Source organism: Streptomyces diversicolor, from assembly GCF_057537855.1.
Window position 1 is genome coordinate 12,837 of the sequence record NZ_BAAJXA010000057.1, and the last position, 13,781, is coordinate 26,617.

The window sequence follows — 13,781 nt, forward strand, 5'->3', positions numbered from 1 at the left end:
CCGCTGGGTTGTGCCGCGATGTGCCGTCGGTTGTCTGCGGCGCCGTCGTGGCTGGTCGCGCAGTTCCTCGCGCCCCTTCGGGCGCCGGGCCTGCTCAGGCGCAGCAGTCGGGGGGCAGGCCGTGGGGTAGGTGGGCGCCGCCGAACACGGCGCAGGTGGCCTCGTGGCCGCCGAGCGCGGCCACCGCGAGCAGCAGGGACCCGGCCGTCCAGGTGGTCAGTTCGCGGGGCCAGACGGTGTCGTCGTCGAAGACGTAGCCGGTCCAGTACAGGCCGGTGGCCGGGTCCCGCAGGTGCTGGATGGACCGGAGTATGTCCAGCGCGCGGTCGGACTCGCCCATCGCCCACAGGGCCAGGGCGAGTTCGGCGGACTCCCCGCCGGTGACCCAGGGGTTGGGCACCACGCAGCGGACGCCGAGGCCCGGCACCACGAAGCGGTCCCAGCCCTCCTCCATACGGGACTTGGCTTCCTCGGCGGGCAGCGCGCCGCCCAGGATCGGGTAGTACCAGTCCATCGAGTAGCGGCTCTTGTCGAGGAAGCGCTCGGGGTGCCTGCGGATCGCGTGGCGCACCGCGCCCAGGGCCAACTCCCAGTCGGGTTGGGGCTCTTCGCGCTGTTCGGCGATGGCGAGCGCGCAGCGCAGGGCGTGGTGGATGGAGGAGCTGCCGGTGAGCAGCGCGTCGGCGGTCGCGGTGCCGTCGGGCTCGCGCCGCCAGCCGATCTGGCCGCCGGGCCGTTGCAGCGGCAGCACCCATTCCAGCGCCGCGCGGACGGTCGGCCACATGCGGTCGAGGAAGGCGTCGTCGCCGGTGGCGAGGTAGTGGTGCCAGACCCCGACGGCTATGTAGGCGACGAAGTTGGATTCGCGGGCCCGGTCGGTGACGTCGTCGTGGGCGCCGTCCGCGTAGGCGGCGTACCAGGAGCCGTCGTCGTTCTGGTGGCGGGCCAGCCAGGTGTAGGCCCGCTCCGCCGCGTCGTGTTCGCCGGCCGCGTCCAGGGCCATGGCGGCCTCGGTGTGGTCCCACGGGTCGAGGTGGTGCCCGCGGAACCAGGGGATCGCGCCGTCGTCCCGCTGTACGCCGAGGATGCCGCGCACGGTCGCGGCGGCCTGCTCGGCGGTGAGGACCCCGGGCAGGACGAGGTGTTCTGTCCGGGGCGTGGTCACCGGGCGGCCGCCTCGGTGCCCTCGGCCGGTGTGCTGCGGGGCAGCGGGGGCAGGTGGGGCTTGGTCGCGTAGGCCACGAAGCTCTTGCCGATCAGCGGGTTCAGCGCGCGCTCGGCGAGCCGGGTGGCGAGCGGTTTCTTCATGATGTCCCAGACCAGCAGCTTGTGGTACGCCTGCACCGGCAGCGCCTTGTCGTTGTCGACGCCGAAGGCGCACTTCAGCCACCAGTACGGGGCGTGCAGGGCGTGGGCGTGGTGGGTGCCGTACGGCCGCAGGCCCGCTCCGCGGATCTTGGCGAGCAGTTCGTCGGCGCGGTAGATGCGGATGTGGCCGCCCTCGACCTCGTGGTAGGCGTCGGACAGCGCCCAGCAGACCTTCTCGGGGCCGTAGCGCGGGACGGTGATCGCGATGCGGCCGCCCGGTTTCAGTACCCGCACCATCTCGGCGAGTACGCCCTTGTCGTCGGGGATGTGCTCCATCACCTCGGAGATGATGACGACGTCGAAGGACTCGTCGGGGAAGGGCAGGGCGAGGGCGTCGCCCTCCATGGCCGTGGCGGTGGCGCCCGCCGGGGCCTCGCCCGCCTCCCGCATGGCCGCGAACCACTTGGCGACCTCGCGGATCTCCTCGCCGTTGCGGTCCAGCGCCACGACCCGGGCGCCGCGCCGATAGCACTCGAAGGCATGCCGCCCGGCTCCACAGCCGAGATCCAGCACACGGTCCCCCGGAGCGAGCGGAAACCGACTGAAGTCAACGGTCAGCACGTAGCCCTGCTTTCACGATCGATCTCGACATCGGCGACGCCGTCAACGGGAGGAGCGGCGGCAGCGGGCGCCACCGGCACAGCCCCGCGAGTGTCGGCCCCGGCCGCAGGCCGGCCACCCCCCGGAGAAACCGCATCGCAAGCGGAGGGCCCGGCAAAAGCCGAACCCACTCCACCAACAACCGAACCGCCCACCGCGCGAGCGCGAGAACCGGCCCCCGACTCGGGCGCGTCGCCGACGTCAGGAGAATCACCGGCCGAAACCACCGCACCGGGGGGAGAACCGGTCCCGGACTCGGCCGCCCGATCAACGCCGGAAGAACCACCGGCCGAAACCGCCGCGCCAGCGGACGAACCGGTACGCGGCAAGCCCGCCGCCCCGCCAGTGGCAGCGCCGCCCGGCTCCGCCGCATCGCGAGCGGAGGGGACGGCGGAAGCCGAACCCGCTCCGCCGACGACCGAACCGGCCTCAGACGAGCCCGCCGCGCCAGTGGCAGCAGCGCCAGTCCGCGAAACCGCCCCGCGAGCGCGAGAACCGGCCGCCGGCGAAGCCGCCCCAGCAACGCCGGAAGAACCACCGGCCGAAACCGCCGCGCGAGTGGACGAAGCAGTGCCCGATGAGGCCGCCGCCCCGCCAGTGGCAGAGCCGCCACCCGACGCAGCCGCCCCGCGAGGAGCAGCAGCGCCGCCCGGCTCCGCCGCATCGCGAGCGGAAGGGACGGCGGAAGCCGAACCCGCTCCGCCAACGACCGAACCGCCCGCCGCGCGAGCGGGAGAACCGGTCCCCGACCCGGGCGCGTCGCCGGCTTCAGGAGAATCACCGGCCGAAACCACCGCGCCAGCGGACGAACCGGTCCCCGACCCGGGCGCCGCGGCAGGGGCAGGGACGCCATTGCGCGAAACCGCCGCGCCGGGAGGAGAACCGGTCCCCGACCCGGCCGCCCCGCCGACGTCAGACGAACCAGCGGACTCAACCGCCGCGCCAGCGGACGAAGCGGTGCCCGATGAGGCCGCCGCGCCAGTGGACGAAGCGGCGTCTGGCGGAGCCGTCCCGTGAGGGGTGGCCGTGCTGCTTCGGGGGATCGTCCCGCGAGGGGGAGAGCCGGTCGCCGGCGGAGCCGTGGTGCGGGTGATGGCCTCGCGGTAGTGGGCTATCGTGCCCTCGGCCGCGCGGGTCCAGGTGAAGTGGTGGAGGATGCGGGTGCGGCCCGCCGCGCCGAGGCGGGCGCGTAGGCCGGGGTCGCCGAGGAGCCGGTTCAGCCCAGCGGCCAGCGCCCCCGCGTCGCCGGGCGGCACCGCCAGGCAGGTCTCCCCGTCGCGCCCGGCGACCTCGGGGATCGCGCCGCCGGTGGTGGCGACCAGCGGAGTGCCGGTGGCCATGGCCTCCGCGGCGGGCAGCGAGAAGCCCTCGTACAGCGACGGCACGCAGGCCACCTGCGCGGAGCGGACCAGGTCGACCAGTTCGGCGTCGGTGATGCCCTTGACGAACTCGACGGCGCCGGTCAGGCCGTACCGTTCGACGGCCTGGGCGACCGGCCCGGACTCGGGCCGCTTGCCGACGACGACGAGATGCGCGGCCGGGTGCTCGGTGCGTACCTTCGCCAGCGCCTCCACGAGGAAGACGAGGCCCTTGAGCGGCACGTCGGCGCTGGACGTGGTCACGATCCGGCCGGGCACGACGGGCACGGACGGGTCGGGGCGGAACAGGTCGGTGTCGGCGCCGATGTGGACGACGTGCACCCGGTCGTCGCGGACCCCGAGGTGGTCGACGATCTCCTGGCGTGAGGTGCCGGAGACGGTGAGGATGGACGGCAGGCGGCGGGCGACGCGTTTCTGCATGCGCGTGAAGCCGTACCAGCGGCGTACCGAGAGGCGGCGGCGTCGGCCCTCGGCGGCGTCCAGCTCCAACTGCCGGTCCACGGTGATGGGGTGGTGCACGGTGGTGACCAGGGGCGCGCCGATGTCGCCCAACAGCCCGTAGCCGAGGGTCTGGTTGTCGTGCACGACGTCGAACGCGCCGCGCCGGGCGCGCAGATGGCGGCGGGCGCGGAGCGAGAAGGTGAGCGGTTCGGGGAAGCCGCCGGTCCACATCGTGCCGACTTCGAGGGCGTCGATCCAGTCCCGGTACTCGTCCCGCCGGGGGGTGCGGAAGGGGTCGGGCTGGCGGTAGAGGTCGAGGCTGGGCAGTTCGGTCAGGGTGAGTCCGGGCAGTCCCTCGTCGAGGACGGGGTAGGGCTGGGAGCCGATGACCTCGACCCGGTGTCCGAGGCGGGCCAGCTCGCGGGAGAGGTGCCGTACATAGACGCCCTGTCCGCCGCAGAACGGGTTCCCTTTGTAGGTGAGAAGCGCGATATGGAGCGGTCGCTCTCCCCCGAGTTCTCGGCTTCGCTCGAACAGGGAGGTGCCCCCACCAGCCGCGGGGTCCTCTTCAGCACCCGCATCCCTGGCCTCAGCGGTCACTCTGGGCCCCCTTCTCCCTGCGGTGTCCCGCGAGATTACGCCGGGACGCTAATCTAGAACAAGTTTCAGACTTGATCGTTCAAGGAGCTCTGAATCTACCGGCAGGTAGGGGTGCTGTGAGCACCGGTCCGGGTGATTCACGCCACGGCCGCCCTACGATGCTGTGCGATCAGCAGCCTTCACCGAGAGTCACGGAGCGGGACCCATGCCTGCGCAAACCAAGGCGGACGCGAGCGCCACCCCATCGAGGCAGCCGGCCTCGTCGCCCCTCACGGAGCGGCAGGAGGCCCGCCGCCGCCGGATCCTGCACGCGAGCGCGCAGCTGGCCAGCCGGGGCGGCTTCGACGCGGTGCAGATGCGGGAGGTAGCCGAGTCGTCCCAGGTGGCGCTCGGCACGCTCTACCGCTACTTCCCCTCCAAGGTGCATCTGCTGGTCGCCACGATGCAGGCCCAACTGGAGCATCTGCACGGCACGCTGGGCCGCAAGCCCCCGACGGGCGACACGGCGGCCGAGCGGGTCGCGGAGACGCTGATGCGGGCCTTCCGCGCCCTTCAGCGCGAGCCGCATCTGGCGGACGCGATGGTGCGCGCCCTGACCTTCGCGGACCGCAGTGTGAGTCCCGAGGTGGACCAGGTGTCCCGGCAGACGACGGCGATCGTGCTGGACGCGATGGGGCTGGAGAATCCCACCCCGGAGCAGTTGTCGGCGGTCCGCGTCATCGAGCACACCTGGCACTCGGCGCTGATCACCTGGCTGTCGGGCCGTGCCTCCATCGCCCAGGTAAAGATCGACATCGAGACGGTGTGCCGGCTGATCGACCTGACGGCGCCCGAGGGGCAGCACACGGCGCGCGGGGCGCAGAAGCAGGGCCAGAGGGCCGGGCACACGACCGGGCACAAGGCCGGGCACAAGTAGGACCTACGAGACGGGTTCCCTTCGCCGGTATTGTCCGGATCAGGTAGTGGAGGTCGCCGTCCGGCCCAACCGCTGCCTTCCGGCCTCTCAGCCCGACCGTCGACGTCGGCCCCGGCGGATGCTTGCGCGTCACGCCCGAGTCGGCTACTCCGGTCGAACTCCCTCACTCGCCTCGCAGGCCACTTCCAGCATAAAACCGCCCATACGATATGGAACCCCCCGGAAGGGAAAAATTTACTCTTCGGGCGGGAACACCGGCTCCCCGCCCGCCGTCAGCGTGATCACGATGGCCTCCACGGGGCAGCTCTCCGCCGCCGCCAGCACCTGCTCGTTGGCGTCGGTGTCCGCCTCGACGGGCCGGGACTGGCGCGCGGTGTCGAGACGGAAGCCGTCGGGGGCGTGGTGGACGCACTGGGCGGAGCCGATGCAGACGGAGCGGTCGACCTCGATGTGCCAGCGGTCGCCCATCGCCTACGCCTCCCAGCCCGCCGGCAGGTGGATCATCTTGTGCTCCAGGTAGGCGTCGTAGCCCTCGGGCCCGAACTCCCGCCCCAGGCCGGAGTTCTTGTAGCCGCCGAACGGGCCGAGCATGTCCAGGCTGAAGGTGTTGACCGAGTACGTTCCGGTACGCACCTGCCGGGCGACCTCGATGCCGTGCGCGGTGTCGGCGGTCCACACGCTGCCGGACAGCCCGTACTCGGAGTCGTTGGCGATCTTCAACGCCTCGGACTCGTCGCCGTACGGCAGCAGGCAGATGACCGGTCCGAAGATCTCCTCGCGGGCGATCCGCATGGAGTTGTCGACGTCGCCGAAGAGGGTCGGCTCGACGTACCAGCCGCGCTCAAGGCCCGCCGGCCGGCCGCCGCCGGTGAGGATCTTGGCGCCCTCCTCCTGGCCGATGCGGATGTAGTCGAGGTTGCGCTGCTGCTGGCGCCGGGCGACCAGCGGGCCGACCTGGGTGGCCGGGTCCAGCGGGTCGCCGACCGTGAGCGCGCTCGCGGCCCGCGCGAAGGCGTCCGCGAACTCGTCGTAGCGGGAGCGGGGCAGCAGGATGCGGGTCTGCGCCACGCACGCCTGCCCGTTGTTCATCCAGGCCGCCGGGACGATGCCGGCGACCGCGGTCTCGACGTCCGCGTCCGGCAGTACGACCGCCGCCGACTTGCCGCCGAGTTCCAGGGTGACGCGGGTGAGGTTGCGGGCGGCCACCTCCATGACCCGCCGGCCCGCCGCCACCGAGCCGGTGAAGGCGACCTTGTCGATGCCGGGGTGTCCGACCAGGTACTCGCTGACCTCGCGGTCGGCGGGCAGGATCGACAGCACGCCGTCGGGCAGCCCGGCCTCGCGGGTGATCTCGCCGAGGATGTAGGCGTCCAGCGGGGACTCGGGGGACGGCTTGAGCACCACCGTGCAGCCGGCCAGCAGGGCGGGTGCGAGCTTGGCGGCGGCGACGAACTGCGGGACGTTCCACGGGACCACGGCGGCGACCACGCCGACGGGTTCGCGCCGCACCATGATCTTCCCGAGCGCCCCGTCGCGCGTCTCCTCGTACGTGTGGCCGCGGGCGACGGTGATCGCCGCGTCCCACACCATCATCGCGCCGAGCGCCTGCGCGAGGACGCTCCACGAGTACGGCGACCCGTTCTCGGCGGAGATCACGCGGGCGATCTCCTCGTGCCGGGCGGCGATGCCGTCCTTGATGCGGGTGACGACCGCGATCCGCTCGTCGAGGGTCGTGCGCGGCCAGGGCCCCTCGTCGAACGCGGTCCGCGCGGCGGCCACCGCCCGGTCCACGTCGGCCGTCGACGCGTGCGGCACCCGGCCGATGACCTCCTCGGTGTGCGGCGAGACCACCTCGATGACACCCTCGCCCCGGGGGTCGGTCAACTCCCCGCCGATGAACAGCTGTCCGTGTTCCACGAGCTCGGTCATCCCCGACTGCCTCCTGCGGCACGTTTCCTGACGCTGTTTCAGAACTGATACCAGTTCTACTTCGACTAGTCCACGCCGCCGACGCACCGGCCACGCCGCCGCACCGGCACTCGACGCCGCCGCCCGCATCGGCTGGACGCTGGTGCGCGGCCGGGTGCGAGCGCTTGTCATGGTGGCTGGACGCGTCGTGCCAGCCTCCGGCCCCAGGTCTGGCCCGGGGCTTCGATACAGCGGTGGGTCAGCACGCACAGAGGCAGCAGCACGGCGTAGAACGCGGCCTCCAGCAGGGGGTTGTCCCGCCGCCACCGGCCGATCGTGCCGTCGCTCACCGCGAGCAGCACAGGATGCACCAGGTAGACCGAATAGCTGATCGTCCCGAGCCCGATCAGCCAGTGCGGTATCCGCCGGCGCCGCAGGGCCAGCCCGGCGCCGAAGGTCAGTACGGCCGACAGGAACGCCACGATCCAGCCACGGCGGGTGAAATGGTCCCCGTCGCCGTACCGGTACGCGCTCCCCACAGCGCAGGCCACCACGACGACGGCGGCGCAGACCGCGTACCGCCGGGTGGTCTGACCGTGCTGGGCCCGGTAGACGGCGGTGCCGAGGAACATCACCGCGAGGATCACCAGCCCCTCCCACAGGGGGACCCCGCCGTTGAACAGGACCAGGACGAGGGCCAGCACCCCGCCCAGCACGCCCCCGAACACCCGAAGCGCGGGTGACCTGGCGCCGGCACAGCAGAGGGCGGCCGCCATCGCGAGGGAGGCGAGCGCGACGAGCAGGCCGGTGCCCAGCGCGCCGGACAGGGCGGAGACCGGCAACGCGACCCCCACCAGCACGCTCACGGCGGCGAGTACGGCCAGAGTGACGGCCGCTTCCGCCGAACGCCGGTGCAGGCGGACCGTGAAGAGAGCGACGACCAGGAGATAGAACGCCATCTCGTACGAGAGCGTCCACAGGACGAGGAGAAGACTGGGCGTCCCCAGCAGTTCCTGGAGCAGGGTGACATGCGCGAGCGCCACCGAGGCGACGCCCTGTCCGCCGAAGTCGGGGATGCGCGCAAGGCCCAGCAGATGTGCGGCGAGGACCGCGGTCACGACGGCCGCCCACAGCGGGTAGATGCGGAACAGCCGGCCGATCCAGAACGTACGGACGCAGCCCCGGCGCTCCAGCGACGCGGGGATGATGTAGCCGCTCACGAGGAAGAACACCATGATGCCGTACCGGCTGGTGTTGAACTCCGGCATCAACTCCCGCCGGAACTCCGCCATGAAGGCGTACGACGAGTGGTCGAACACCACAACGAGCGCCGCGATACCGCGCAGCGCGTCCAGCCACCCCCACCGCGGCACATGGCCGGACCCGCCGGACACGGGTAATCGCAAGGGCACGGAGGGTAATCGTCTTGCCCGTGGAGGGGCGGGGATCTGGGGTTCCATGCCCCTACTCACGTCGTTTCCCGCATTGATGCTCATTTCCCCGCCACCGTGTGCCGCGTCCACCCCGGCACTTGGCCTATTACTGGAACGGGTTCTAGTTATAGTGGGGCGGGGAGGTGTGATGGTGGAGACGTTTGATCACGGTGGGGGTGTGCGGGGGGTGGCTGTGCCTATTCCGGACAATCCGTTGGGGCACACGCTCGTGTACGTCATCGACACCGACCGCGGGCCGGTGCTGGTCGACACCGGGTGGGACGACCCCGGGTCGTGGGACACACTGGCCGCGGGGCTGATCGCCTGCGGGACATCCGTGCGGGAGGTGCACGGCGTCGTCATCACCCATCACCACCCCGACCACCACGGGCTGTCCGGGCGGGTGCGGGAGGCGTCCGGCGCCTGGGTGGCGATGCACGCGGCCGACACGGCGGTGGTACGGCGCACCCGAGAAGCCCGCCCCGAGCGCTGGTTCGGCTACATGAGCGCCAAGCTCGCGGCGGCCGGCGCGCCCGAGGACCATCTCGCGCCGCTGCGCTCCCCCCGTTCCGTGCCGCGGCTGTCCCCCGCCCTGCCCGACCGTGAGATCGTCCCCGGCGACCTCCTCGACCTGCCCGGCCGCCGGCTGCGGGCCGTCTGGACGCCGGGGCACACGCCGGGGCACGTCTGTCTGCACCTGGAGGAGCAGCACCCCGCTGGACTGCCCGGCCACGGCCGGCTGTTCTCCGGCGACCATCTGCTGCCGGAGATCACCCCGCACATCGGGCTGTACGAGGACCCGAACGAGGCGACCGTGACCGATCCGCTCGGGGACTACCTCGACTCACTGGAACGGGTCGGCCGGCTCGCCCCCGCCGAGGTGCTGCCGGCCCATCAGTACGCGTTCGCCGACGCGGCCGGTCGGGTGCGGGAGTTGCTTGCGCATCATGAGGAACGGCTGGGTGGGCTGCTGGCGCTGCTCGCCGTACCGCTCACGCCGTGGCAGTTGGCCGAGCGGATGTCGTGGAACCGGCCCTGGGCCGAGATTCCGGCCCCGTCCCGCAACATCGCCGTGTCGGAGGCCGAGGCGCATCTGCGGCGCCTGGTCAAGGGGGGGCGGGTTGAACCGGTACCGGGTACCTGGCCGGTGGCTTACGTACGGAGCGGGTGAGGTCGGCCTGTTTGGGCTGGGTGCGGGGTGTTTGGGCCGGGTGCGCCTACTGGGGTGCCTCGGATTGTCTGGGGGCGAGTGCGGGTTTGGTGTGGCTTGTCGCGCAGTTCCCCGCGCCCCTATGGGGCGAGGGTGGCGCCGGTGGGGCGGAGCCACTGGGGTGCCTCGGATTGCCGGCGGGCGAGTGCGGGTTTGGTGTGGCTTGGCGCGCCGTTCCTCGCGCCCCTATGGGGCGCGGGCTGGCGCCGGTGGGGCGGAGCCACTGGGGTGCCTCGGATTGCCGGCGGGCGGGTGCGGGTTTGGTGTGGCTTGGCGCGCCGTTCCTCGCGCCCCTATGGGGCGGTGTCGGAGCCGTCCTTTCTGGGGCTCTGAGGGGGGTCGGTAGAGTGGGTGGGCGTCTTCTTGTTCGTTTGGGGGGAAGCCGGTGGGAATCCGGCGCTGACCCGCAACCGTGAACCGGCCGTCCGCGGCCGGTGAGCCGGACTGCCCCGGGCGGAACGTTGACCGGCTCACGTGCGTCGGCACCCGCCGCGCACGGCACCGTCGAGGTTTACGGGGCCCGAGCCGCCCGGGGTGTCCCGTGCTGCCCGGCTTCCTCGCGAACCGACCCGCGAAGAGAGGCACCCGCCGACCATGAACGTCCGCCGCAGCGCAGCGGCCCTGGCAGCCGTGGGCGTGCTCGCCGCCGCGGCGCCCGCCCTGGCCGCGAGCCCGTCGCCGTCCCCGTCGACGGTGCTCCCGTCCGGGCTGTACGGCGACTCGGACCCGAAGTACGACGGCGTCTGGCGACAGTCGCTTGCCCTGCTCGCGCAGCGCACGGTGTCCGTGACGCCCGCCGCCAAGGCGGTCGACTGGCTGACCGGGCAGCAGTGCGCGGACGGCGCGTTCGCCGCGTTCCGCGCCGAGCCCGCGCGGGCCTGCGACGCCAAGGTGATGACCGACACCAACAGCACGGCCGCCGCCGTCCAGGCACTGGTGGCGGTCGGCGGGCACGAGGACGCCACCGGCAAGGCGGTGACCTGGCTGAAGTCGGTGCAGAACGAGGACGGCGGCTGGGCCTACTCCCCGGGCGGCGCGAGCGACGCGAACTCCACGGCCGTGGTCATCGGCGCGCTCGCGGCGGCCGGTGAGCGGCCCGCTGAGGTCACCAAGGGCGGCAAGGGGGGCAAGTCGCCGTACGACGCGCTGCTGACGCTGGCTCTGCCCTGCGCAGGAGAAGGCGCGGGCGCCTTCGCCTATCAGCCGGACAAGAAGGGCGCGTTGACCGCCAACGCGGACGCCACCGCGGCGGCCGTGGTCGGCGTACTCGGCGCGGGTCTCGACGCGAAGGCGGGCGAGCCGGACCAGGCGTCCGGCAAGGATGCCGGCAAGGAGACCGGCAAGGAACCCAAGGGCTCCGGCACGAGGTGCGTGGACGCGGACCGGCTCACTGCCGAACAGGCCGCGGCCAACGGCGCGTCGTATCTGGCCCGCGCCGTCGCCAAGGACGGCCACCTCACCTCCGCGCTGGCCGGCGCCCCCGAGCAGCCCGACTACGGCAACACGGCCGACGCGGTCGTCGCGCTCGCCGCGCAGGGCGGGGCTCGGCGGGCGGCGAAGCCGTTGGCGTGGCTGGAGAAGAACGCGGCGGCCTGGGCGAAGCAGAGCGGTCCGGCCGGGTACGCCCAGTTGATCTTCGCGGCGCACGCCGCCGGCGCGGACCCGCGGGACTTCGGCGGTACGGACCTGGTACGGGCGCTCAACGCGACCGGCCCGGCGCCGCAGACCGCCGAGGCGACGAAGGCGGCCGACGCGTCCGGCGAGAAGGACGACGGCGGCTCCGGCGCCGGTGTGTGGTGGATGGTCGGCGCCGGTCTGGCCGCGGGCGCCGGCATCGGCTTCCTGCTCAGCGGCCGCAGAAAGCAGCGGCAGCTGTGACCGGCGTGCGGCGCGGCGCGCTCCTGCTGCTGGCCGCGCTCCTGGTGTGGGGCGCGGCGGGTCAGGCGCAGGCCGTCGGCTACCGCTACTGGTCCTTCTGGGAGCGCGCGGGCGACACGTGGACGTACGCCACCGAGGGCCCGTCGACGGCCCGCCCCGCCGACGGTGCCGTGCAGGGTTTCCGGTTCGCGGTGAGCGAGGACTCCGGCGACGCCACGCGCCCGCGCGGTACGGCGGAATTCGACACGATCTGCGCGCAGACGCCGGAGCGGGAGGGCCGCAAGCGGGTGGCGCTGGTCCTCGACTTCGGTACGGCGGCGGACGCGGCCGAGGGCGAGACACCGCCGAAGGCGCGGACCGCCTGTGCGGCCGTCGCGCCCGACGCGACGACTGCGGAGGCGCTGGCGGCGGTCGCCAGGCCGCTGCGCTACGACGCCAACGCCCTGCTGTGTGCGATCGCCGGGTACCCGCGCAAGGGCTGCGGCGAGCAGGTGGCGTCCGCCGGCGGCCGGCCGACGTCCGCCGCGAAGCGGCCCGCGGCCACCGAGGACGGCGGCCCGTCGATCGGCGTGTGGGCGGGTGCGGCGGCGGTCGTCCTGCTCGGCACGGCAGCCGTCTGGCAGGCCCGCCGACGCCGGAATGCGTAACCGCCGCGACCCCCGGCCGCCGCACGGCACAACCGGCACGGCTCGGCCGAGCGGCACGGACCGGCCTGGCGGCACGGACCGGCCTGGCGGGACGAGCGGCGCCGATCACCGGGGTGGGTCCGATCACCGGGGTGGGACCGATCAGCGGGGTGGGACCGATCAGCGGGGTGGGACCGGCAGCGCGGACGCGTCTGGCGGCCTCCGCCGAGAGCCGCCGTACCGCACCGGTGGCACGAGCGGCACCCGCACGGGCCGCGGGGGCGGCGCGGCCCAGCGCGCCGACGGCCGGGCGGCTCCGGGCGGGGCGCCCGCATCGCGGCGGCGACAGCGAAACGTGGTGCATCCCGGGGCCTGGTGGGTGTGGGCGCTCGGGCTCGGGGTGGGGGCCAGTCGGACGAGCAATCCGCTGCTGCTCGGGCTGCTCGCCGCGGCGGCGGGCTATGTGGTGGCCGCCCGTCGCAGCTCCGCCCCCTGGGCCCGGTCCTACACGGCGTTCGCCAAGCTGGCGCTCGCCGTCCTCGTCGTACGCCTCGTCTTCGCGGTGGTCCTCGGCTCGCCGATCCCCGGCACGCATGTCCTCGTCACCCTCCCCGAAGTCCCGCTGCCCGACTGGGCGCAGGGCATCCGGCTCGGCGGCCGGGTCACCGCCGAGTCACTGGTGTTCGCGCTGTACGACGGTCTGAGGCTGGCCACGCTGCTGATCTGCGTCGGCGCGGCCAACGCCCTCGCCAACCCGGCCCGTCTCCTCAAGTCGCTGCCGGGCGCCCTGTACGAGATCGGTGTGGCCGTGGTCGTCGCGCTCACCTTCGCGCCGAACCTGATCGCGGACGTACAGCGGCTGCGGGCCGCGCGCCGGCTGCGGGGGCGCCCGGACCAGGGCGTGCGCGGCCTGCTCCAGGTGGGCCTGCCCGTGCTGGAGGGCGCGCTGGAACGCTCCGTCGCGCTGGCCGCCGCGATGGACGCCCGCGGGTACGGCCGTACCGCCGACGTCCCCGTCGCCGTCCGCCGTACGACCGCCGCGCTCACCCTGGGCGGTCTGCTCGGTGTGTGCGCCGGCACGTACGGACTGCTCACCGCCGAGGGCGGCACCTACGGGCTGCCGGTGCTGCTCGCCGGGGTGGTCGCGGCCCTCGCCGGGCTGCGCCTCGGCGGCCGGCGCTCGCTGCGCACCCGGTACCGGCCCGACCCGTGGAACGCGCGGGCCTGGCTGGTCGCCGCGTCCGGTGCCGCGGTCGCCGCGCTGCTCGCCCTGGCCGCGGCCCGCAACCCGGCGGCGCTGCATCCCGGGGTCGTGCCGCTCACCGCGCCCACGCTGCCGCTGTGGCCCGCGGCGGCCGTACTCCTCGCCCTCATTCCCGCCGTCGTGATCCCCAAGGAGCCGTCGTGATCCCCGAGGAGCCG

At 73.3% G+C, this 13,781-nt stretch carries 11 protein-coding genes; 5 read left to right on the forward strand and 6 right to left on the reverse strand.

From position 1 onward, the window contains the following. Window positions 1-94: 94 nt before the first annotated feature. Genes AC27LF_RS40705 through AC27LF_RS40715 form a run of 3 tightly spaced genes read right to left on the reverse strand, consistent with a single transcriptional unit; the run spans window position 95 to window position 4,388 of the window. Window positions 95-1,165 carry a prenyltransferase/squalene oxidase repeat-containing protein gene (locus AC27LF_RS40705; RefSeq protein ID WP_479658175.1) on the reverse strand — a complete coding sequence of 357 codons (1,071 nt, stop codon included), beginning with the start codon at window positions 1,163-1,165 and terminating at the stop codon, window positions 95-97. After that, window positions 1,162-1,929 carry a class I SAM-dependent methyltransferase gene (locus AC27LF_RS40710; RefSeq protein ID WP_479658176.1) on the reverse strand — a complete coding sequence of 256 codons (768 nt, stop codon included), beginning with the start codon at window positions 1,927-1,929 and terminating at the stop codon, window positions 1,162-1,164. Before AC27LF_RS40710 ends, AC27LF_RS40705 begins: the two co-directional genes overlap by 4 nt. Beyond that, entirely contained in the window at window positions 1,923-4,388 is a 2,466-nt protein-coding gene (locus AC27LF_RS40715) for a glycosyltransferase family 4 protein (RefSeq protein WP_479658177.1), read from the reverse strand. Before AC27LF_RS40715 ends, AC27LF_RS40710 begins: the two co-directional genes overlap by 7 nt. A gap of 205 nt (window positions 4,389-4,593) precedes the next feature. On the opposite strand from AC27LF_RS40715, the gene AC27LF_RS40720 reads away from it, so the two are divergent. Then, window positions 4,594-5,304 carry a TetR family transcriptional regulator gene (locus tag AC27LF_RS40720; protein ID WP_479658178.1) on the forward strand — a complete coding sequence of 237 codons (711 nt, stop codon included), beginning with the start codon at window positions 4,594-4,596 and terminating at the stop codon, window positions 5,302-5,304. Window positions 5,305-5,538: 234 nt separating this feature from the next. On the opposite strand, the gene AC27LF_RS40725 is transcribed toward AC27LF_RS40720, so the two are convergent. The 3 genes from AC27LF_RS40725 to AC27LF_RS40735 form a co-directional block, all read right to left on the reverse strand. Further along, entirely contained in the window at window positions 5,539-5,772 is a 234-nt protein-coding gene (locus tag AC27LF_RS40725) for a ferredoxin (RefSeq protein ID WP_479658179.1), read from the reverse strand. Window positions 5,773-5,775: 3 nt separating this feature from the next. Then, window positions 5,776-7,233: an aldehyde dehydrogenase gene (locus AC27LF_RS40730; protein WP_479658180.1), complete on the reverse strand. Its 1,458-nt coding sequence runs from the start codon at window positions 7,231-7,233 to the stop codon at window positions 5,776-5,778. Between the two features lie 167 nt (window positions 7,234-7,400). After that, window positions 7,401-8,618 carry an acyltransferase family protein gene (locus AC27LF_RS40735; RefSeq protein ID WP_479658181.1) on the reverse strand — a complete coding sequence of 406 codons (1,218 nt, stop codon included), beginning with the start codon at window positions 8,616-8,618 and terminating at the stop codon, window positions 7,401-7,403. 175 nt (window positions 8,619-8,793) lie between these two features. On the opposite strand from AC27LF_RS40735, the gene AC27LF_RS40740 reads away from it, so the two are divergent. The 4 genes from AC27LF_RS40740 to AC27LF_RS40755 all read left to right on the forward strand — a co-directional run bounded on the left by AC27LF_RS40740 (window position 8,794) and on the right by AC27LF_RS40755 (window position 13,767). Beyond that, a complete protein-coding gene (locus AC27LF_RS40740) occupies window positions 8,794-9,816 on the forward strand; it encodes a Strvi_7410 family MBL fold metallo-hydrolase (protein WP_479658182.1) in 1,023 nt (340 codons plus the stop codon). 633 nt (window positions 9,817-10,449) lie between these two features. After that, window positions 10,450-11,733 carry an SCO2321 family membrane protein gene (locus AC27LF_RS40745; RefSeq protein ID WP_479658183.1) on the forward strand — a complete coding sequence of 428 codons (1,284 nt, stop codon included), beginning with the start codon at window positions 10,450-10,452 and terminating at the stop codon, window positions 11,731-11,733. Continuing rightward, on the forward strand, window positions 11,730-12,380 hold the full coding sequence (locus tag AC27LF_RS40750; protein WP_479658184.1) for an SCO2322 family protein: 651 nt from the start codon (window positions 11,730-11,732) through the stop codon (window positions 12,378-12,380). The genes AC27LF_RS40745 and AC27LF_RS40750 overlap by 4 nt, the downstream gene beginning before the upstream one ends. Before the next feature lie 337 nt (window positions 12,381-12,717). Continuing rightward, a complete protein-coding gene (locus AC27LF_RS40755) occupies window positions 12,718-13,767 on the forward strand; it encodes a CbiQ family ECF transporter T component (protein WP_479658185.1) in 1,050 nt (349 codons plus the stop codon). Window positions 13,768-13,781: the final 14 nt, after the last annotated feature.

What these genes read in the sequence shown, in the direction of transcription:
- AC27LF_RS40730 (WP_479658180.1), bottom strand. Translation starts at nt 7,233, where the DNA reads ATGACCGAGCTCGTGGAACACGGACAGCTGTTCATCGGCGGGGAGTTG.
- AC27LF_RS40725 (WP_479658179.1), bottom strand. Translation starts at nt 5,772, where the DNA reads ATGGGCGACCGCTGGCACATCGAGGTCGACCGCTCCGTCTGCATCGGC.
- AC27LF_RS40745 (WP_479658183.1), top strand. Translation starts at nt 10,450, where the DNA reads ATGAACGTCCGCCGCAGCGCAGCGGCCCTGGCAGCCGTGGGCGTGCTC.
- AC27LF_RS40720 (WP_479658178.1), top strand. Translation starts at nt 4,594, where the DNA reads ATGCCTGCGCAAACCAAGGCGGACGCGAGCGCCACCCCATCGAGGCAG.
- AC27LF_RS40740 (WP_479658182.1), top strand. Translation starts at nt 8,794, where the DNA reads ATGGTGGAGACGTTTGATCACGGTGGGGGTGTGCGGGGGGTGGCTGTG.